We start from the raw sequence: 17669 nt of genomic DNA, 5'->3' as shown, positions 1-17669 counted from the left end.
TATTAGCAGGCAGTTTTACTCTACGATTTTTTACAATATTTCACACATTTAGCTAAAAATAGTATGTTAATGTATACAGGTAAATTAAGAGGAGTGCTCAGTGCGCCGCAGTATAATTTTAAGCTTTTGTTTTATTTTAAGTGGGTGTAGCACAATGGGTTTTAATGACCTATTTAATGACTATGCCACACAAATGACACCAATAAGAAATGCGATCGAGAAAAACAACATCGAAGAAGCGCAATCCCTTATTGCTAATAATAGCACCCTGCACAGCAGCTACTTACTCAACCAACTTGAGCAAGCTCGTTTAAACGACTTAGCTAATACACCAGATGATGCACAAAGCAAATTTGAGAACGTGTATACGCAAATGCAAAAAAAACGTGAAGCCGCCAAAATACAAGTTAGTGCGGGCCTTGAACAAAGTAACGCTTTATTTACCAACGACTCAGCAATAACTTATGTGCCACCCGCTTACGAAATGAGCATGCTTCATAGTTATAAAGCACTTAACTACGTGTATAAAAATGATGTTGAAGGCGCATTGGTCGAAATTCGCCGAGCTAATAAAGTACAAGTTGATGCGCTTAGCGAGAATGAAGCAGAAGTAGACTCAACCGTTAAAGAAGCTCAGCAACACTACCCAAGCATGAGCAATGTAACCAGAAACATAAAAAATGGCTTTCAAAATGCCTACACATTTTACTTATCTGCTTTGCTTTACCAAAGTGCTAAACAATACGACGACGCCTATATCGATTATAAAAAAGCATTGGCTATACAACCTAACAATATTTATTTACAGCAAGATGTAATGCGCCTTGCTAAAAAACAAGGGTTTGACCAAGATCTAAATGAATTTAAAAAACGCTTTGGCGATACGCCCACTATTTCTTCATCACAAGGCGAAGTAATTGTTTTATTTGAACAAGGATTAGTACCAAAACAAGATGAATTTAAGCTGCGCTTGCCAATTTATTCATCACGTGGCGATGCACGCTTTTACAGCTTGGCGATGCCGGTATATAAAGATAATGCCTATGTGCGCCGCCTTAACAATATAAATATAGATGCACAAAGCTTGGCGCTTAGCCCACTGGTACACATTGAGGCACTTGCAGCTAAAACTCTAGAAGATCAAATACCTGCAAAAGTCGCTCGCCAAGTACTCAGATTAGTAGCCAAAGAGAAAGTACGGGCAGAACTTGCTCGCAGTGCCGGTGATGTAGGTAACATACTTGCTAATATTTATAATTTGGCGTCTGAGCAAGCTGATACACGCAGCTGGCTTACACTTCCAAATCAAATAAGTGTCGCAAGGCAAAGCCTAAATACAGGTGAGCATTCTGTGCATATAGGCACACAAGCACCCATAAATTTTACCATTAGTAAGCAAGGGTTAACGTTAATTTACTTAACCTCTATTAATAACTACTTTAATTACCACGTAGTTCAACTTTAGGAGCCATCATGAAATACATAGCGCCATTATTAGCAGCCTTAATGCTCAGTGCATGTTCCAGCCAACCGGTTACATCGGGTATTTCTGTTGAACAAAATAAAAACCAGTTTAATGAGCAATTACGTGTAGATAACCCAGAGCTTGGTAAAAAGCTGGCCATTACTGATGTGAAAACACGTCAAACCAACCAGTTAACCGATGTGGTAGTGACACTTTCGAGCCAGTATAAAAAATCACAGTATTTACAGTATCAATTTAATTGGTTTGATAAAGACGGCTTTGTTATTAAAGGCAACCACTCACCTTGGCAAGCACTCACCTTATTTGGTTTTGCAAAAACACAATTACCGGGCTTAGCACCGAGCTCTGATGCGGTTACCTTTTCTTTAGCAGTAAGAGAAGTGTCTACCGAATCACAAGAATTTAAAGATTAAAGGAAACAACCATGATCATCAGTAACAAATTTAAAACAGCATCAACTTACGCTTTAGTTGGCCTGAGCGCTTTAGTATTAAGTGGCTGTGCTAATAAAGCCGTAGTAAGTTATGGCGACGCACAAGCAGTAGAAACAACCGATATTAATTTTGGCTCTACCGACTTACAAAAAGTAGCGAGCCAAATGACCGATTCATTACTCAGCTCACCCGTTGTTGGCACAATGACCGCTAATAAACGCCCCGTAGTGTTTGTTGAGCGTATTAAAAATAAAACTAGTGAGCACATTGATACTGAATCAATCACCGATTCAATCTCAACGCAAATGCTACGCAGTGGTAAGTTCCGTTTTGTAGATATGACGCGTGTTGAGTCAGTACGTGAGCAATTAACGTTTCAAAACGAAGATGCCCTGGTTAACCCTGCAACAGCCGTTGCATTTGGTAAACAAATTGGCGCGCAATATATGTTATACGGAAATTTATCGAGCATAGTTAAATCAAATGCCGATAAATCAGACGTATACTATAAATTTACGATGCGTTTAATGGATATGGAAAGCGGCCTAGTTGAATGGGCTGACGAAACTGAAATTCGTAAAACTAAAGAAAAATCGACATTTGGTTGGTAGTTACTAAGCCTTTACGGGCTAATAAGCCCATAAAGGCTACCAATAGGAGATTATTATGAAAGCTATAATATTAATAATGTGTGCCCTACTTAGTGTGAGCGCGCCAACTTTTGCTCAATACGAGCGCAATAAAGCAGTCCCTGTGCAGCAAGTTTTATTTGGTGACGTAAAATCGGTACGCAATATTACCGAACAAGAAATCATTCAAGACAAAAACAACGGCTGGAAAACCTTCGGCGGTGCATTACTTGGTGGTGTTGTAGGCAACCAGTTTGGTGGCGGTAGCGGCCGCACAGTAGCAACAATATTAGGCTCGGTAATTGGCGGCAGTGTTGCACACAATAGGCAGCAGCAAAGTCATTATCAGCAAAATCATTTTGTAGAGTTATTAATACAAGTTGAAAACGGCGACCAGTTTATGGTTGTTCAAGATCAAGACCAATCAATGCGCTTTAGCAAAGGCGATAACGTAAGATTAGTGTACTTGAACGACAACACGGTGCGTGTAGATAAAGCGTATTAGCCAATATATTCATGACTAAAGTAAAAAACGAGCCAAATTTGGCTCGTTTTTTTATTTTTTAAATAACTATACTTGACGATAGTCTTTAAAAAAACGCTTCATTTTTAACATCGCATCCGATAAATCATCTTTGCTTGGTAAAAATACCAATCTAAAATGATCCGGCTCGGGCCAATTAAACGCCCTGCCATGTACAAGTAATATTTTTTCGGCTTTTAGCAAATCGTACATCATCTTTTCATCATCTTTAACGTTAAAAAGTGCTGTATCTACTTTGGCAAACGCATAGAGCGCGCCTTTTGGTTTTTTACAACTAATACCTTCAATAGCGTTTAACCCGCGCCATGCAATATCGCGCTGCTCGTATAAGCGCCCACCTGGGTTAATTAAATTATCAATTGATTGCACGCCGCCCAACGCTTGTTGAATTGCATATTGCGCAGGTACATTTGCGCACAAACGCATAGATGAAAGTATTTCAAGACCTTTGCGTAAATCATCCATTACCGAGGTACGACCGCTTAGAACCATCCACCCCATTCTTAGCCCCGCTGCACGGTAGGTTTTTGCTAAACCATTAAAAGTAATGATTGGTACATCATCACACAGTGAGCCGATTGAAGTATGCGTTATACCATCGTATAAAATCTTTTCGTAAATCTCATCGCTCAATAACAGCAGTTTATGTTCACGCGCTATATCAATTAATTGCATTAACAAATCGTCACTGTAAACCGCACCTGTCGGATTATTAGGATTAATTAATACCAAAGCTTTAGTTTTAGACGTTATTTTGCTTTTTATATCGGCAATATCCGGAAACCAATCTTGCTCTTCATCACATAAATAATGCACCGGATTACCACCCGATAATGTTACAGAAGCAGTCCAAAGTGGATAATCTGGAGCTGGAATAAGCACTTCATCGCCATTATTTAATAGCGCTTGGGTGATCATCTGAATAAGTTCGCTTACGCCATTACCAATATATATGCTATCTACATCTAAATTATGTAATCCACGTTGTTGATAGTGCTGATAAATAGCCACGCGGGCTGAATAGAGGCCTTTAGAGTCACAGTAACCTTGGGCTGAATATAAGTTGCGGATAATATCGCGGTGCATATCTTCTGGCATATCAAAACCAAAAGCAGCCGGATTACCTATATTCAATTTTAATACTTTTTGACCTTCGTCTTCCATTTTTTTAGCTTGTGCTAAAACCGGCCCACGAATGTCATAACATACACCTTCTAATTTGTGACTCTTTTTAATATCAGACATTTTTACCTCTTTAGGGCGTATTGACTTTATGGATTAAATTTGTTCAACCTAGGGGCGATTTAATCGCGGCGCGAGATTTGTAACCTAGTGGGCTAAGTAAAAATTGAGTAACAAAGAGAAAATAGCCCCTAGGAAGAACCCTCTGGGCAATGCGTGTTTGGATTTTATGTGTTGTTATCGCCTATTTATGTGGAAAAACCACACTGCATAGGCTCTGCCTAACCTAAAAACCAGACACTCGTTGCAAATTCAATCCCGAAAGATCAACACGCCCTAGTGAATCTTTAGACTAACCTAGTAAAGGCGTAAAATGCCAGTCAATTTAGGTGCTTAATACTGAAATAAATTCACGTTTCAGCTTCAATAATTAACGAGATGCTAACCATTCATTTAGCTTAGCTTGAGAGCCTGTTACTTGAGCCATTAAGCTATTAGATGCGTCGATAGCTTCAGCTAAGTTATCTAGGTTTAAATTTTGTTCAATAACACGCGATACTTCAGCAAGGCTTGAAGCACCAAACTGCGCCGCATTCGATTTTAAGCTATGGGAGTGGCGAATAGCTGCTTCTTTATCTTTACCAATGGTTGCTAACACTTCTGAGCCTAAACGTTCAAACTCTGAGCAGCAAAAATCAAGTGTATCAGCAAACTGCTCACCCAATAACGATTCCATACTCTCTAATGCTGATGTATCAATATTTATTTCTGTCATATTTTAAGCCCTTAAAACAATCCATGTAAGTTACAGTTTAATAGTACTACTTTATATTGATGCGTAAAAAAAACCAACTTAATTACCTTATAAATGTATAATTGCGAGGAACATACTGGCAACAAAAAGTTTATTAAATGGCACGCACACTTTGTAATCATTGTAACTTTTCAATAAACACCTGTATTTGCAACGCAATTACAAATATAAACAACAAAGTTACGGTTATTATTCTACAGCACCCGAGTGAAGAAAAAATAGCAAAAAATACCGCTAAACTACTCAATTTATGCCTAACTGATTGCCAAATAATCAAAGGCGAAAATAATGATGACTTTTCCATACTAAAAACACTGCCAGTAAGCTCAACTGTTTTACTCTACCCTAACGAACACGCTGTAAATTTAGACGATATCACTGAGCAGCCAAATGTAAAAAACATCACCCATTTAATCGTGGTTGATGGTACATGGAAAAAAGTCTACAAAATTTTGCAGCTCACCACATTACTAAATCAATTTAAAACGGTCAGTTTTAAACAGCTACCTAAAAATCGTTATGCTATTCGTAAAGCTCCTCGGGCCGACAGCCTATCCACACTTGAAGCTGTAGCGCATAGTTTGTTTTTAATAGAGCAGCTAAATCCCGCACCACTTTATAATGCGCTAAATGAATTAATACAAAAACAAACCCAACACATGCCTGAGCACGTAAAAGCACGTTACTTAGATTAAATTCGTTACTATATGAAACTTGCAATGCGTAACTACCCTAACAGACTAAAACGTGGCTTTACTCGCCAAGGACCCGACTATCGCTTTGACGACCAAGTCGACTTTAGCGATATAAGAGATACCTTCGGCTTTAGGTCAATGGTCGTTGGTAAATGGGTAACTAAAGAAGAGCGCTACATTAGCGCCAATTTAATTTACGATGCACTGGCCGACCTTGCGCAAATACTGCATTTACCGCCCAAAGCTATTGGCCTGCGCGGGAAGCTTAACTTTGCATTTGGCCATGGTGGTCAAAAAGGCGTGCAAGCGCATTATAATGCAGCCTCTCAAACACTTGCTCTTGCAAAAAATGCAGGCGGTGGTGCACTTGCTCACGAATGGTTCCATGCGTTTGACCATCATATAAGCGAGCATTTATTTGCAGCAAAACCCCGGTTTGGCTTTGCCTCAAAATTGTGGCTTTCAAACACGCCTAATTTATCGCATCCACTTAATAATGCTTTGAACAGTTTTTATAAACATGTGTTTTTAGATGAAGATGGTATTGATGCAAATAACTTTGTACAAACGTGTATAGAACACGATAAAGCCCACAATATGAATTATATGAGCATGCCCGAAGAGCTTGCAGCACGGTGTTTTGAAGCCTGTATTGAAGGCCACACATATATAAAAAATAGCTTTTTGGTGGGAGGCTTAAAAAGTAGTAATTTAATATACCCAAATAGTGAGCATATTAATAAAGCAAATGAAGCGCTTAACCAGTACTTTGAACTACTGGGTTATGCGCTTCATAAAATGGACGAGTAATGCCTATATTTGGTGATTATTTATCGTCACTAATACGACTTGCTACTGCGCTGCTTTGATCTTTATATTTTGCATCTTTACGAATATTGTATGGGTTTTCACACGGGCCCGATAACATTTCAAAGCTCATAGCACCAATTTTCATCAGTGGGCGTAGTGCCAGTGGTAATTTACCTGAGTTGTAAAACTCTAAAACAATATTGCCGCTCCAGCCTGGGTCTATTCGATGCGCGGTTACATGCACCATTAAACCCAAACGCGCAAGCGATGAGCGTCCATCTAACCAACCTACTATATCTGCTGGTAGAGTTACTTTTTCATGGGTAATAGCTAGTGCAAGTTCACCTGGGTGTAAAAAGAATGCTTCACCTTCATCAAGCACTATTTCTTCACTCATGATCGATTCCATGGCCTTATTTAGCTGATCTTTTGGACCACTTAAATCGACGTATGCGGCGTTATGCGCATTAAACGTTCTAAATTTATTTCCCAAACGTAAATCGGCAGTCACGCCTGAAATCATCTCGCTCGTTGGCGCAGGCTCAATAACAATGCGGCCATCGCTTAAGTATTCTTTAATATGTGTGTCTGAAAGTCTCATTATTTATTAATCTTCCGTAATCACAATTTCAATTGCATTGTGATGCTGTTGATAATAAAGCGTGCTGGCTATTAGCCTTGCTGCTGCGCTGTATGTTTTGCTTATTGTAGCGTCCTTATCGCTTGCAATAAGTTTACCTTGCTCAGAATACTCGCGTATATCTATTGCAAGTGGAATATGGCTAAGTACAGGCACGCCGTGCTTATGCGCCAGTTTTTGTGCACCGTCTTTACCAAAAACGTGGTTAGCTTCACCACAGTGAGTGCAAATGTAGTGGCTCATATTTTCTATTAAGCCAAGCACCGGTACGTTTACTTTATTAAACATAGCAATGCCTTTTTGCGCATCGGCTAGCGCTAAATCTTGCGGTGTAGTGACAATAACAGTGCCGCTAGCGGGTACTTTTTGGCTCATTGTAAGCTGAATATCACCGGTGCCCGGTGGCATATCAACAATTAAATAGTCAAGCTCGCCCCAATCGGTTTCGTTAAGTAACTGGCTCAGTGCGCCTGACGCCATTGGTCCACGCCATACCGTGGCATCATCGCTTGGAACTAAAAAGCCAATTGACTGCGCTTTAATGCCATTTGCATCAAAAGGCTGTAGCTGTTTGTTATCTTTAGTGACGGGCTCTGCGCCCACTAATCCTAAAAGCATTGGGATAGATGGGCCATAAATGTCAGCATCTAAAATACCCACCTTTGCGCCTTCATTTTTAAGCGCGCCTGCCAAGTTAACAGCAGTAGTCGACTTACCTACCCCACCTTTGCCTGAGGCAATAAGTACAATATGTTTAATCGCTTTAAACTTAGCCGCCTCTTTAATGATAACCTTGGCGCTAATTGTTACAGGCACATTTAAGCTTTCACTTACGTGTTGCTCAACTAAAGGCATTTCTGATTGCCCAGCAAATGGCAGAGTTAATTTAATGTGTAGTGATTTATCGTCATTTTGAGTAATAGTATCAATGAAGCTTTCGGCAATACCGACGGCAAAAGCCGCACTACGATATGCCGCTAAGGCAGTTATAATCGGTTGTTTTTGCACCGATTTAGAAGAGAATAGTTTCGACAGTCCAAACATAGCAATTAAATAGCGTTTCTTTGATGAAAAGTGCCACGGAATTATGTAACATTCAGGGCATTAACACCAGTCAATTAATAAAAATCCATAAGCTGTGCGCACTCTAAGCAGATAGCTTGTAGATAAATTAATGATAATTGCCGTTTGTATAATAAAAACGGCGTTTTATCCTCAATTCGGAATGATTATGACGCAGCGAAAGATCCTGATTACCAGCGCATTACCTTATGCAAATGGCCCTACTCACCTAGGTCATTTATTGGAATATATTCAAACTGATATTTGGTCACGTTTTCAAAAACTACAAGGCCACGAAGCTTATTATGTTTGCGCAGACGATGCCCACGGCACGCCAATTATGCTTAATGCGCAAAAGCAAGGGATCACGCCTGAAGAAATGGTAAAACAAGTGAGCATAGAGCGCCAACGCGACTTTGCTGACTTTAATATCAAATTTGATAACTACCACAGCACCCACAGCCAAGAAAACAAAGAATTAAGCGAACTTATTTATAACCGCCTAAACGATGCCGGTCATATTAAAAAGCACACTATTTCGCAATTATTTGATCCTGAAAAAGGTATTTTCTTACCAGACCGCTTTGTAACAGGTACTTGCCCGACGTGTAAGTCTGAAAACCAAAACGGCGATAGCTGTGATTCGTGTGGTGCTACATACAGCCCTACCGAACTTATTAACCCGCGTTCTGTAATGTCAGGTGCTGAGCCTGTACTTAAAGATTCTGAGCATTACTTTTTTGACCTGCCAGCATTTGAAGGCATGCTAAAAGAGTGGTTACACTCGGGAACTATTCAACAAGAAATGGCTAACAAGCTAGACGAATGGTTTACCGATGGCTTGCAACAGTGGGATATTAGCCGTGACGCACCTTATTTTGGTTTTGAAATCCCAAATGCACCAGGCAAATATTTTTACGTTTGGTTAGATGCACCTATTGGTTACATGGCGAGTTTTAAAAACCTATGTGACGAAAAAGGCCTCGACTTTGATGCGTTTTGGGCTGAAGGTTCAGACGCAGAGCTTTATCACTTTATTGGTAAAGACATTATCTACTTCCACAGCTTATTTTGGCCAGCAATGCTAGAAGGCGCTAATTTTAGAAAGCCAACTAACGTATTCGCTCATGGTTTTGTAACTGTGAATGGCGAAAAAATGTCTAAATCAAAGGGTACGTTTATTAAAGCGCGTACTTATTTAGATAACTTAAACCCAGAATACTTACGTTACTACTACGCAGCAAAATTAAGCAGCGGTATTGTTGATCTGGATTTAAACCTAGAAGACTTTGCACAGCGCGTAAATTCAGACCTAGTAGGTAAAGTAGTCAACATAGCGAGCCGTTGTGCTGGCTTTATTACTAAAAAGTTTGATGGCAAGCTAAGCAACACTATTATGCAACCAGAGCTGTTAGCAGAGTTTCAAGCTGCTGCACCGAGCATTACAACACACTACGAGAACCGCGATTACAGCCGCGCAATTCGCGAAATAATGGCGCTTGCCGACAAAGCAAACCAATTTATTGATGGCGCAGCGCCTTGGGTATTAATTAAAGACGAAACTAAGCAACAAGAAGCACACGAAGTGTGTTCTCTTGGTCTTAACTTGTTCCGCGTTTTAATTACTTACTTAAAACCCGTGCTACCAGGAATGGCAGACAACGTACAAGCGTTTTTAAATGACGACCTTGCATGGGACGGCGTTCAAAATGCACTAGTAAGCCACCCTATCAATAAATTTAAACCGTTAATGCAACGTGTTGAAATGGATAAAGTGAACAAAATGGTTGAAGAATCTAAAGAAAGCTTAGCACCAAAAGTAACAATTGACCCTAACAGCCCACTTGCAAAAGAGCCAATTAGCGACGAGATTGAGTTCGATGATTTTGCAAAAGTAGACCTACGCGTAGCTAAAATTGCTAAAGCAGAGCACGTAGAAGGCGCAGATAAACTACTTAAGCTAACACTTGATTTAGGCGGCGAAACTCGCCAAGTGTTTGCGGGTATTAAATCGGCTTATGCACCTGAGGATATCGAAGGCAAGCTAACCGTTATGGTTGCTAACCTTAAGCCTCGTAAAATGCGCTTTGGTATGTCTGAAGGCATGGTATTGGCAGCAGGCCCTGGCGGAAAAGAAATTTATATTCTTAACCCAGATGACGGCTCAGAGCCTGGTATGCGCGTAATGTAATATTATTCATACAATAAAAAAACCGCTGATATGTCAGCGGTTTTTTTATGGGCTAAAGTAATGTTTAGTCGTATATTAAATACCGAACAAGAGCGTAGTGTTCTTACCAAGCTTGTAAAAAAATATATAAGTAAACTGCCTAAATAGGCAGTTATATTTTAACTCTAAAATTAATTATCTTATTTAATTGAGCTTTTTCAATACGCGGTCTTTTCTTGGTAAGTAATAGTTATCGTAATCAAGAGACACTATAACGCGCTCTGCTTTTCCTAATAACTCATTACGCGGAATTAAACCTATTACACGCGAGTCAGCGCTATTGTCGCGGTTATCGCCCATTGCTAAATAATAATCATCAGGAATTGTAATTGCGTCAAAGCCCGATAAACGTGAAGGAATATTTGCCACTCTTATCGAATGCGCTAACCCGTTTAAATCTTCGATTTTATCAAGCGAGTCTATGTTGCTTTGCTGATCTGCATAATTAAGTTTTTTACCATTAATAATGAGCTCATTATTTTCAAGCGCAACGGTGTCTCCTGGCACACCAATTACACGTTTAATTAAACGGTTATCGGCAGCTTGTGAGTCAAAAACAATAATATCACCGGTTTGTGGGTCCGCTAGTTTAAGTAGTTTTATATGCGTAAATGGGACACGAATATCGTAGGCCATTTTATCGGTAAGTATTCTGTCACCTTCTTGAATTGTTGGCTTCATAGAGCCTGTTGGCACTTCGTACCAATCGGCTACAGCGCTTCTAAATACGCTCATTAGTGCAATAAATACGATAAGAGAGCGGTTGTTTTTCCAAAACTTATAAACTAATTTCATGCCTATTCCCTTCAATTGAACAAGTCTTTAATTAAGTAACTGTTTATATGACTTTGCTATTTAGCTGCAGTTCAATCAATGATGTAACAAAACATGTTGACTACTAATTTTAATTGATCGATTAAATTTAGAGCGTCGTAACATTTAACGAAACCAACGGGTATTAACTTAAAGGAAAAATAAAATGTTTAAGAAAATTACTACTGCATTATTGTTTACAACTGCAAGCCTTGGATTTACTACAATGGCTTATGCTGATCATCATGGTATGAAAAAAGACGTTGTTGAAGTAGCCGTTGAAAATGGTTCGTTCACTACTCTTGTTGCTGCTGTTAAAGCCGCAGGTTTAGTTGATACACTGCAAGGTAAAGGACCCTTTACTATTTTTGCACCAACAGATGCTGCATTTTCTAAATTACCTGAAGGCACTGTAGAAATGTTACTCAAGCCTGAAAACAAAGATAAGCTAACGGCGGTATTAACTTATCACGTAGTGTCTGGAAAAGTGATGGCAGCCGATGTAATGAAGGTAGATAGTGCGAAAACACTACAAGGCCAATCAGTTATGGTTAAAGCCGACAGCATGGGCGTAATGATAAATGACGCTAAAGTTGTAAAAGCTGATGTAAAAGCAAGCAACGGCGTAATTCATGTTATCGACACAGTACTACTTCCAAAAGAGTAGTCATAAAAGAATAAGCCAACTAAAAAAGCATAAGTAAATACTTATGCTTTTTTATTTATTTTTGTTTCATGACATAACAAATTATTGATTTAGTTTTTCTTTCGCTTCTTTTACTTTTTCAAAATCTAAACCAAGTTCGTCAGTCGCTTCTTTAATAAGATGCGGTTGAGTCATCACGACTGCCATTAGTTGCTGTAGCTTTTCTGGCGGAATACCAAGCTCTTGAACAAGCGCCATTGCCATCATTGGGTTTTGAGTAAACGCTTCAAACAATGCTTTTACTTTTTCGTCGCTTACATTGTGCTCTTTAAGTATTGCTAGTATTGGATTCATTATTAAACCTTAAGTGTTTTTTATAGGGCTTAGTATATGGGCTAAACCCTAAAATTAAAGAGTTACTCTACAAGTAAAACCACTTTTCCTGCGTTTTCATTACGCTCTAAAATAGCATGGGCTTCGTTTGCGTCGCTCCAAGGCAATGTTTTATACAAGTTAAAGTCGTACTTTTTAGTGGCAATATCGTTGTAAAAACGCGCTACAAAGTCGTCGCGCACCTGACGTTTAAACTCAATACTACGATTTCTAAGCGTTGAGGCATGAAACGAAATACGCTTTTGTAAAAGCGCGGCAAAATCAACCTCTGCAAAACGTCCATCTAAAAATGCAAGCATTACAATTTGGCAATCCATGGCTGCAATAGCGGCATTTTTATTTAAGTAACTCCCCGAAACAGGATCTACAATTGCATTTGCTGTTAACTCATTTGCTTTCATATATTCTACAAAGTCGGTGGTTTTGTAGTTAATTGCATGATCGGCACCGAGTTCTTTTGCGTGTTGGCATTTATCATCCGTACCAGCGGTAATAACTACGGTAGCACCTGCGCTTTTAGCCATTTGAATTGCTGCACCGCCCACGCCACTAGCACCTGCATGAATAAGCGCTGTTTGCCCTTTTTGTAATTTACCAAGCTCAAATAACGCGCCAAATGCCGTTAAATACACTTCGCTTATTGCGGCGCCCTCAGCCATTGTTACATCATCGGGTAATTCCATAAGCTGTTTTGCATCAACTGCTACATATTCGCTATAAGCACCACCAGAGCACAATGTAAAAATACGCTTGTTTAGCCAGCTTTTATCTACATCTTTTCCAAGCTCAGTAACTGTACCCGCACATTCTAAACCTAAAATCGGGCTATCTCCCGCAGGGGCCGGGTATTTACCTTGGCGCTGCATACTGTCTGCACGGTTTACACCTATTGCTGCAACTTTAACAAGTACCTCATGGCTCTTTAAAACCGGCTTTTCGGTTTCACTAAATGCAAGATTGCCATCTTCATGAGAAATATATTTCATTGTTGCTCCAAGTTTAAAAACTGTAATAACATATAGATGGGGATGAACACAGATTCAAACAACCTCAAAAGCGCCAACTTTGTTTATAAGGATAAACATCGGGTAGATAACCATTATGAACTTGTTGCTGACAATCCTGCCAGAACGTCGCTAAAAACAAGTTACTGTGCTCATTATTAAAATAGTTAAACGCAATATCGTTGGCACTAAAAAACACCTTAAATTGGCTCGGAAATATATCGTTTTCAGCTATATCAAAATACGAGTTACTACTTAGCTCTTCGAGTGCATTTTGGGTTTGTGGAACGTCTCTAAAGTTGCAATCGGTTAGTGGGCAAATTTCGTCAAAATCGTAAAACACCACTCGCCCCCATCGCGTTACGCCAAAGTTTTTCATTAGCATGTCGCCCGGAAATATATTAGCGCCCGCTAACTCTTTAATTGCTTTACCGTAGTCATGCATCACGCTCTCTAAGATTTTGTTATCGCATTGGTTAATATATAAATTAAGCGGGGTCATTTTACGCTCAACATAAACGTGCTTTAAAATGAGTGCCTTACCCGATATAACCATACTGCTACCAATTTGGTTTTTCATCTGCTCAAGCAATTCATCACTAAAACGGCTTAAATCAAACGCTAAATATCTAAATTCGTGTGTGTCTACCAAACGCCCAACCCTATCGGCTTGTTTTACAAAGTTATACTTGTCTATCACTTGTGCTTTGGTGGCTGTTTTTGGCGCACTAAATTTGTCTTTAATTACTTTATAAACGTAATCTAGCCCTTCAATAGTAAATACCAGCATTACCATACCTGGCGTCCCTGGTGCTGTGACATACTTGAAGTTGGCTGGGCTATTTTTAGTCGTATCGACCTTATACCGATAAAACTCAGTTTTGGCGTGCTTTATAAAACCAATGGCGTTAAATAACTCAAAGCGTTGTTTGTGTGGCATTAACACACTTAAGTAATCTACATAACGAGCGGGCTTATCGGTATCAACCATAAAATAGGTGCGTGCAAAGCCAAATAATAAACTTAATTGATCGGCGCCCATCATTACAGCATCAAGCTTTAGTCCCTCATCGGTATTTAAAATAGCGATAGCAAAAGGCATATTGTCGCCATTTTTAGCAATGCAGCGCCCAATTAAATAACAGGCTTTGTTTCTAAAAAATAATGAGTTGGCGTATTCAATATAACCGTCGTTTAAATTTATAAGTTCGTACACCTGTTTGCATTGCTGCTTAGCGCCTTGCATTAACGTACTTTGTAATGTGGCTACATCAAGTTCTAAATGACTAAACGGCACTCTAAATACTTGATTAGTGATAAGCGTTTTAACGGCGTTATTAAACCCATTATTTAGCGATACCCTGCTCACTAAGCTTTCATAAGAGCGTGGCTCACTACGATACTTTGCTTTTAATACAAACAAATGCACAGTACGAATTTTTTTATCGTCCCAAATTGCGCCAAACGTTGAATTAAAAAAAGTATGCGCAATAGGTTTGTTTTCGTGATTTTGTACCATATCGCCGTAAATATTTTTAGCTAACTGCCACGTTTGCGGGCAAGTAAGCTCAGCATAAGCAATAACTCTCACGGCTTCACTCACGTTTTTCACTTCGCGCTCATACACTTGTAAACGTTCACGCATAGCACTTTGCACACTATGGTACTGTCGTTGTTCAAAACGGCTTTGTGCACCCAGTGTAATATTTAAAAATTGCGAAAACATCGCCTCAAATCCAGCAAAAACAGATCGTGCAAGCTTACTGGCAATAACGTTTTGCAGCGTATTATTAGATTGATGTGTTAGCCTATTTTGCATAAATACAGCACTTATATTGATGCCAGTTATGGCGGTTATTTTTATTAATTGTTTACACCTTAGCAAGCAGGCTTTAATTTAGATAATTAATAAACCATATAAATAGAATTTATTGGGCGTATTGACCTTTCGAGGTTAATTTTGCAGCCGTGTATTTGGTTTATAAGCAAGGCAAAGTACATGTAGTGTGGTGGCTCCCCATAAATGTACTTTAACGCTGCATAAAGGCCAAATACACACTGCCCATAGGGTTCTTTCTAGGGACGATTAACTCTTTGTTGCTCGATTTTTACTTAGCCCACTAGGTGGCAAACCTCGCGCCGCGATTAAATCGCCCCTAGATTGAACAAATTTCAACCCTGAAAGGCCAACACGCCCATATGAATATAAGAAATGTCGATCTTAACCTTCTCGTTTATTTAAATGTGTTAATAGATGAAAAAAGTGTGTCGAAAGCTGCAAATAAACTCGCGCTTACGCAACCGGCTATGAGTAACGCATTAAAACGTTTGCGCGATTTATTTGACGACCCGCTACTTGTGCGTGCCGCAGGCTCTATGACGCCAACGGCAAAGGCACTTGCGTTAAAGCCTGAAGTTGAGGCGCTCTTAAAAATGGCCGAAGCTATTACGCAGCCTAGTGAGCAATTTAACCCTGCAACCGCTGAAGTTACCTTTAGAATAATGGCAAATGACTACATAGAGTCGACCTTAATAGCCCCTTTTATAACTGCGCAGCTTAGTAAAAATCCCGGTATTAATTTTGATGTATTAAGTCCAAGCGACATAAACCTGCAAGACATGGAAAAAGGCACTATAGATTTAGCAATAAATCGCTTTAATGGTTTGCCACGCTCGTTTCATCAAGCCAGTGTATGGCGCGATAATTACTGTTGTTTAACCCATCCTAAAAATACATTTTTACAACAATCAGGGTTAGACGACTACTTAAAAAAAGAGCATATTTGGGTAAATCGTGCCGGCTGGGGGCCTGAAGCCGCTGTTACTAATAAATCAGGAAAGCAAAAATTAGGCTGGGTAGATGAAGCGCTTTGGCAACTAGAACAAACCCGTAAAATACGTGTTTTTACTCGCCACTACATGGTCGCAAGCCTGCTTTGCCAATCAGAGCAACTTATTGCCACCCTACCGCGCAGGCAAGCTAAGTTATTAACCTCTCATACTGATTTGGTAATCAGCCCTGTACCATTTCAAATAGTGCCTATTGAAGTAAAAATGATATGGAGCCCACTGCTGCACCATGCAACGGCGCACCAATGGTTAAGGCGTGAGTTATTAGCGTTTGCTAAAACGATTGCAGATAGATAAGTTAAATACAGATATGCTGTGCTATGAGTTTCAAACAAGCTCGGTTTTAGACAATAACTTCAAATGGAGTAAAAATGGAGAGTGCATCAATAATTGCGTGGAGTGTTTTGTTTGGCGGCATTGGTATTGGCTACCTTACTTACGGGCGAAGAAAAAAAGCCGTAGTGCCACTTTGCATTGGTTTATCGCTATTGGTATTTCCGTATTTTATGAGCAGTGTGAGCATGCTGTTGATTGTAGGCGCTATTTTAGTGGCTATTCCCTACTTTATTAAAATTTAACATTACTATTGTTATTGCTACTGTAACGACTAAATAAAATAAATGCTCAAAATAAAAAAGCGCCGTGGTATTCAACTTTGGGAAAATACCATGGCGCTTTTGGAAATCGTCGATATAGGAGTCTACCTACAGTGTATGATTAGCAAGCTTAGTACCAACTTCATAAAACAATTAAAATTCAATAAAAACAATTAACTAAGCATCCACCTTAACTCATCAACTAATCCCCTTGTTCCAGTTTTGTGCACGTTTTTACCTCTCTGCACCAAATTAATTAGTATAATTTAGGTATGTTTTCTATTTTTTATTTAGTTTTAAAACTTACTATTGATGAAATCAATGTCAGTTATTGAAAACAACAATTTCATTAATAATACACTTAGCGCTAGAGTGAAGTTAAGCCAACAAACTAAGAGTAATAATTATGACAACATCAAGCTTCACACAACAAGACGGGTTATTTATTGATGCTAACTTACATCAGTTTATTGAAGAGCAGTTATGCGTAAAAACTAACACCACTGAAACTTACCAAGCATTAGCTACTTTAGTTGATGAGTTTGGTTGTAAATGCCGTAAAACAAAGCACCAACCAAATGATGTGTTAGAAGTGGATACATTGCTAAACGCATACCAACTTAAAAACCACCCACTTTGCCATGTTGATGCACAAACGACAGAAGCCGTTTTAGACGAATATTGCTGCCAGGTTCCTGCAATTATTGTTGTTGCGTTAATGGATACGCTTAGTGGTACGCAGTGCGATGAACCTCAAGCACATGAGATTTACCATCGTGCAGCGCAGTTAACCAACCGCCCTTGCATGCACAGAGTAAAAACTGCCTCAGCAGCTTAATAA

Annotated in this window: 19 protein-coding genes; 11 read left to right on the top strand and 8 right to left on the bottom strand. The window is 39.3% G+C overall.

Going from position 1 to position 17669, the window contains the following annotated elements; genetic code table 11:
- Nucleotides 1–100: 100 nt before the first annotated feature.
- Genes GQR47_RS15425 through GQR47_RS15410 form a run of 4 tightly spaced genes read left to right on the top strand, consistent with a single transcriptional unit; the run spans nucleotide 101 to nucleotide 3054 of the window.
- A complete protein-coding gene (locus GQR47_RS15425; protein WP_024595111.1) occupies nucleotides 101–1465 on the top strand; it encodes an adenine DNA methylase in 1365 nt (454 codons plus the stop codon).
- Nucleotides 1466–1473: 8 nt separating this feature from the next.
- Nucleotides 1474–1899 carry a YcfL family protein gene (locus GQR47_RS15420; protein ID WP_002959678.1) on the top strand — a complete coding sequence of 142 codons (426 nt, stop codon included), beginning with the start codon at nucleotides 1474–1476 and terminating at the stop codon, nucleotides 1897–1899.
- An 11-nt stretch (nucleotides 1900–1910) separates the two neighbouring features.
- Nucleotides 1911–2531 carry a penicillin-binding protein activator LpoB gene (gene lpoB / locus GQR47_RS15415; RefSeq protein WP_007375407.1) on the top strand — a complete coding sequence of 207 codons (621 nt, stop codon included), beginning with the start codon at nucleotides 1911–1913 and terminating at the stop codon, nucleotides 2529–2531.
- Between the two features lie 55 nt (nucleotides 2532–2586).
- The gene (locus GQR47_RS15410) at nucleotides 2587–3054 is read left to right on the top strand and encodes a glycine zipper 2TM domain-containing protein (protein ID WP_002959676.1); all 468 of its coding nucleotides are present in this window, start codon (nucleotides 2587–2589) and stop codon (nucleotides 3052–3054) included.
- Between the two features lie 66 nt (nucleotides 3055–3120).
- On the opposite strand, the gene GQR47_RS15405 is transcribed toward GQR47_RS15410, so the two are convergent.
- Nucleotides 3121–4338 carry a pyridoxal phosphate-dependent aminotransferase gene (locus tag GQR47_RS15405; protein WP_024597609.1) on the bottom strand — a complete coding sequence of 406 codons (1218 nt, stop codon included), beginning with the start codon at nucleotides 4336–4338 and terminating at the stop codon, nucleotides 3121–3123.
- Between the two features lie 367 nt (nucleotides 4339–4705).
- Complete coding sequence (locus GQR47_RS15400) at nucleotides 4706–5050, bottom strand: Hpt domain-containing protein (RefSeq protein ID WP_002959674.1); 345 nt, start codon at nucleotides 5048–5050, stop codon at nucleotides 4706–4708.
- Nucleotides 5051–5187: 137 nt separating this feature from the next.
- Here GQR47_RS15400 and GQR47_RS15395 point away from each other — a divergent pair, with 137 nt between their 5' ends.
- Both GQR47_RS15395 and GQR47_RS15390 read left to right on the top strand, forming a co-directional pair.
- Nucleotides 5188–5784 (top strand): tRNA-uridine aminocarboxypropyltransferase, encoded by a 597-nt coding sequence (locus tag GQR47_RS15395; protein ID WP_154903265.1) that lies wholly within the window; start codon nucleotides 5188–5190, stop codon nucleotides 5782–5784.
- Between the two features lie 24 nt (nucleotides 5785–5808).
- The gene (locus GQR47_RS15390) at nucleotides 5809–6594 is read left to right on the top strand and encodes a CLCA_X family protein (RefSeq protein WP_024597611.1); all 786 of its coding nucleotides are present in this window, start codon (nucleotides 5809–5811) and stop codon (nucleotides 6592–6594) included.
- Nucleotides 6595–6610: 16 nt separating this feature from the next.
- Here GQR47_RS15390 and dcd read toward each other — a convergent pair whose 3' ends face one another.
- Complete coding sequence (dcd, locus tag GQR47_RS15385) at nucleotides 6611–7195, bottom strand: dCTP deaminase (protein ID WP_002959670.1); 585 nt, start codon at nucleotides 7193–7195, stop codon at nucleotides 6611–6613.
- A 6-nt stretch (nucleotides 7196–7201) separates the two neighbouring features.
- Nucleotides 7202–8278 (bottom strand): iron-sulfur cluster carrier protein ApbC, encoded by a 1077-nt coding sequence (gene apbC, locus GQR47_RS15380; protein WP_024597612.1) that lies wholly within the window; start codon nucleotides 8276–8278, stop codon nucleotides 7202–7204.
- A 187-nt stretch (nucleotides 8279–8465) separates the two neighbouring features.
- On the opposite strand from apbC, the gene metG reads away from it, so the two are divergent.
- Nucleotides 8466–10487 carry a methionine--tRNA ligase gene (gene metG, locus GQR47_RS15375; protein WP_024597613.1) on the top strand — a complete coding sequence of 674 codons (2022 nt, stop codon included), beginning with the start codon at nucleotides 8466–8468 and terminating at the stop codon, nucleotides 10485–10487.
- 183 nt (nucleotides 10488–10670) lie between these two features.
- On the opposite strand, the gene lepB is transcribed toward metG, so the two are convergent.
- Complete coding sequence (gene lepB, locus GQR47_RS15370; RefSeq protein ID WP_024597614.1) at nucleotides 10671–11321, bottom strand: signal peptidase I; 651 nt, start codon at nucleotides 11319–11321, stop codon at nucleotides 10671–10673.
- A 184-nt stretch (nucleotides 11322–11505) separates the two neighbouring features.
- Here lepB and GQR47_RS15365 point away from each other — a divergent pair, with 184 nt between their 5' ends.
- Nucleotides 11506–12006, top strand: coding sequence for a fasciclin domain-containing protein (locus tag GQR47_RS15365; RefSeq protein WP_154903267.1), 501 nt, complete (start codon nucleotides 11506–11508; stop codon nucleotides 12004–12006).
- Nucleotides 12007–12087: 81 nt separating this feature from the next.
- Here the strand turns inward: GQR47_RS15365 and GQR47_RS15360 are convergent, their stop codons facing one another.
- From GQR47_RS15360 to aceK, 3 genes are all read right to left on the bottom strand, one after another.
- On the bottom strand, nucleotides 12088–12339 hold the full coding sequence (locus GQR47_RS15360) for a DUF2999 family protein (RefSeq protein WP_007582532.1): 252 nt from the start codon (nucleotides 12337–12339) through the stop codon (nucleotides 12088–12090).
- A 62-nt stretch (nucleotides 12340–12401) separates the two neighbouring features.
- Nucleotides 12402–13364: a zinc-binding dehydrogenase gene (locus GQR47_RS15355; RefSeq protein WP_024595341.1), complete on the bottom strand. Its 963-nt coding sequence runs from the start codon at nucleotides 13362–13364 to the stop codon at nucleotides 12402–12404.
- Nucleotides 13365–13428: 64 nt separating this feature from the next.
- Complete coding sequence (gene aceK, locus GQR47_RS15350) at nucleotides 13429–15201, bottom strand: bifunctional isocitrate dehydrogenase kinase/phosphatase (RefSeq protein ID WP_154903268.1); 1773 nt, start codon at nucleotides 15199–15201, stop codon at nucleotides 13429–13431.
- A gap of 380 nt (nucleotides 15202–15581) precedes the next feature.
- Here aceK and GQR47_RS15345 point away from each other — a divergent pair, with 380 nt between their 5' ends.
- The 3 genes from GQR47_RS15345 (at nucleotide 15582) to GQR47_RS15335 (ending at nucleotide 17666) form a co-directional block, all read left to right on the top strand.
- Nucleotides 15582–16529 carry a LysR family transcriptional regulator gene (locus GQR47_RS15345; RefSeq protein ID WP_154903270.1) on the top strand — a complete coding sequence of 316 codons (948 nt, stop codon included), beginning with the start codon at nucleotides 15582–15584 and terminating at the stop codon, nucleotides 16527–16529.
- A gap of 74 nt (nucleotides 16530–16603) precedes the next feature.
- Nucleotides 16604–16810, top strand: coding sequence for a hypothetical protein (locus GQR47_RS15340; RefSeq protein WP_154903272.1), 207 nt, complete (start codon nucleotides 16604–16606; stop codon nucleotides 16808–16810).
- A 424-nt stretch (nucleotides 16811–17234) separates the two neighbouring features.
- Entirely contained in the window at nucleotides 17235–17666 is a 432-nt protein-coding gene (locus tag GQR47_RS15335; protein ID WP_154903273.1) for a hypothetical protein, read from the top strand.
- The last annotated feature ends 3 nt before the right edge of the window (nucleotides 17667–17669 follow it).

The organism is Pseudoalteromonas sp. Z1A2 (genome assembly GCF_011378755.1).
Lineage (GTDB): Bacteria > Pseudomonadota > Gammaproteobacteria > Enterobacterales > Alteromonadaceae > Pseudoalteromonas > Pseudoalteromonas distincta.
Note: the sequence above shows the minus strand (reverse complement) of the source record. Positions and strands in the feature narration are given on the sequence as shown.

Coding starts and splice junctions, on each gene's coding strand:
- GQR47_RS15335 (WP_154903273.1), top strand. CDS start 17,235: ATGACAACATCAAGCTTCACACAACAAGACGGGTTATTTATTGATGCT.
- GQR47_RS15360 (WP_007582532.1), bottom strand. CDS start 12,339: ATGAATCCAATACTAGCAATACTTAAAGAGCACAATGTAAGCGACGAA.
- apbC (WP_024597612.1), bottom strand. CDS start 8,278: ATGTTTGGACTGTCGAAACTATTCTCTTCTAAATCGGTGCAAAAACAA.
- GQR47_RS15400 (WP_002959674.1), bottom strand. CDS start 5,050: ATGACAGAAATAAATATTGATACATCAGCATTAGAGAGTATGGAATCG.
- GQR47_RS15410 (WP_002959676.1), top strand. CDS start 2,587: ATGAAAGCTATAATATTAATAATGTGTGCCCTACTTAGTGTGAGCGCG.
- GQR47_RS15390 (WP_024597611.1), top strand. CDS start 5,809: ATGCGTAACTACCCTAACAGACTAAAACGTGGCTTTACTCGCCAAGGA.
- GQR47_RS15340 (WP_154903272.1), top strand. CDS start 16,604: ATGGAGAGTGCATCAATAATTGCGTGGAGTGTTTTGTTTGGCGGCATT.
- GQR47_RS15420 (WP_002959678.1), top strand. CDS start 1,474: ATGAAATACATAGCGCCATTATTAGCAGCCTTAATGCTCAGTGCATGT.
- GQR47_RS15355 (WP_024595341.1), bottom strand. CDS start 13,364: ATGAAATATATTTCTCATGAAGATGGCAATCTTGCATTTAGTGAAACC.
- dcd (WP_002959670.1), bottom strand. CDS start 7,195: ATGAGACTTTCAGACACACATATTAAAGAATACTTAAGCGATGGCCGC.
- GQR47_RS15395 (WP_154903265.1), top strand. CDS start 5,188: ATGGCACGCACACTTTGTAATCATTGTAACTTTTCAATAAACACCTGT.
- aceK (WP_154903268.1), bottom strand. CDS start 15,201: ATGCAAAATAGGCTAACACATCAATCTAATAATACGCTGCAAAACGTT.
- lepB (WP_024597614.1), bottom strand. CDS start 11,321: ATGAAATTAGTTTATAAGTTTTGGAAAAACAACCGCTCTCTTATCGTA.
- metG (WP_024597613.1), top strand. CDS start 8,466: ATGACGCAGCGAAAGATCCTGATTACCAGCGCATTACCTTATGCAAAT.
- GQR47_RS15405 (WP_024597609.1), bottom strand. CDS start 4,338: ATGTCTGATATTAAAAAGAGTCACAAATTAGAAGGTGTATGTTATGAC.
- GQR47_RS15345 (WP_154903270.1), top strand. CDS start 15,582: ATGAATATAAGAAATGTCGATCTTAACCTTCTCGTTTATTTAAATGTG.
- GQR47_RS15365 (WP_154903267.1), top strand. CDS start 11,506: ATGTTTAAGAAAATTACTACTGCATTATTGTTTACAACTGCAAGCCTT.
- lpoB (WP_007375407.1), top strand. CDS start 1,911: ATGATCATCAGTAACAAATTTAAAACAGCATCAACTTACGCTTTAGTT.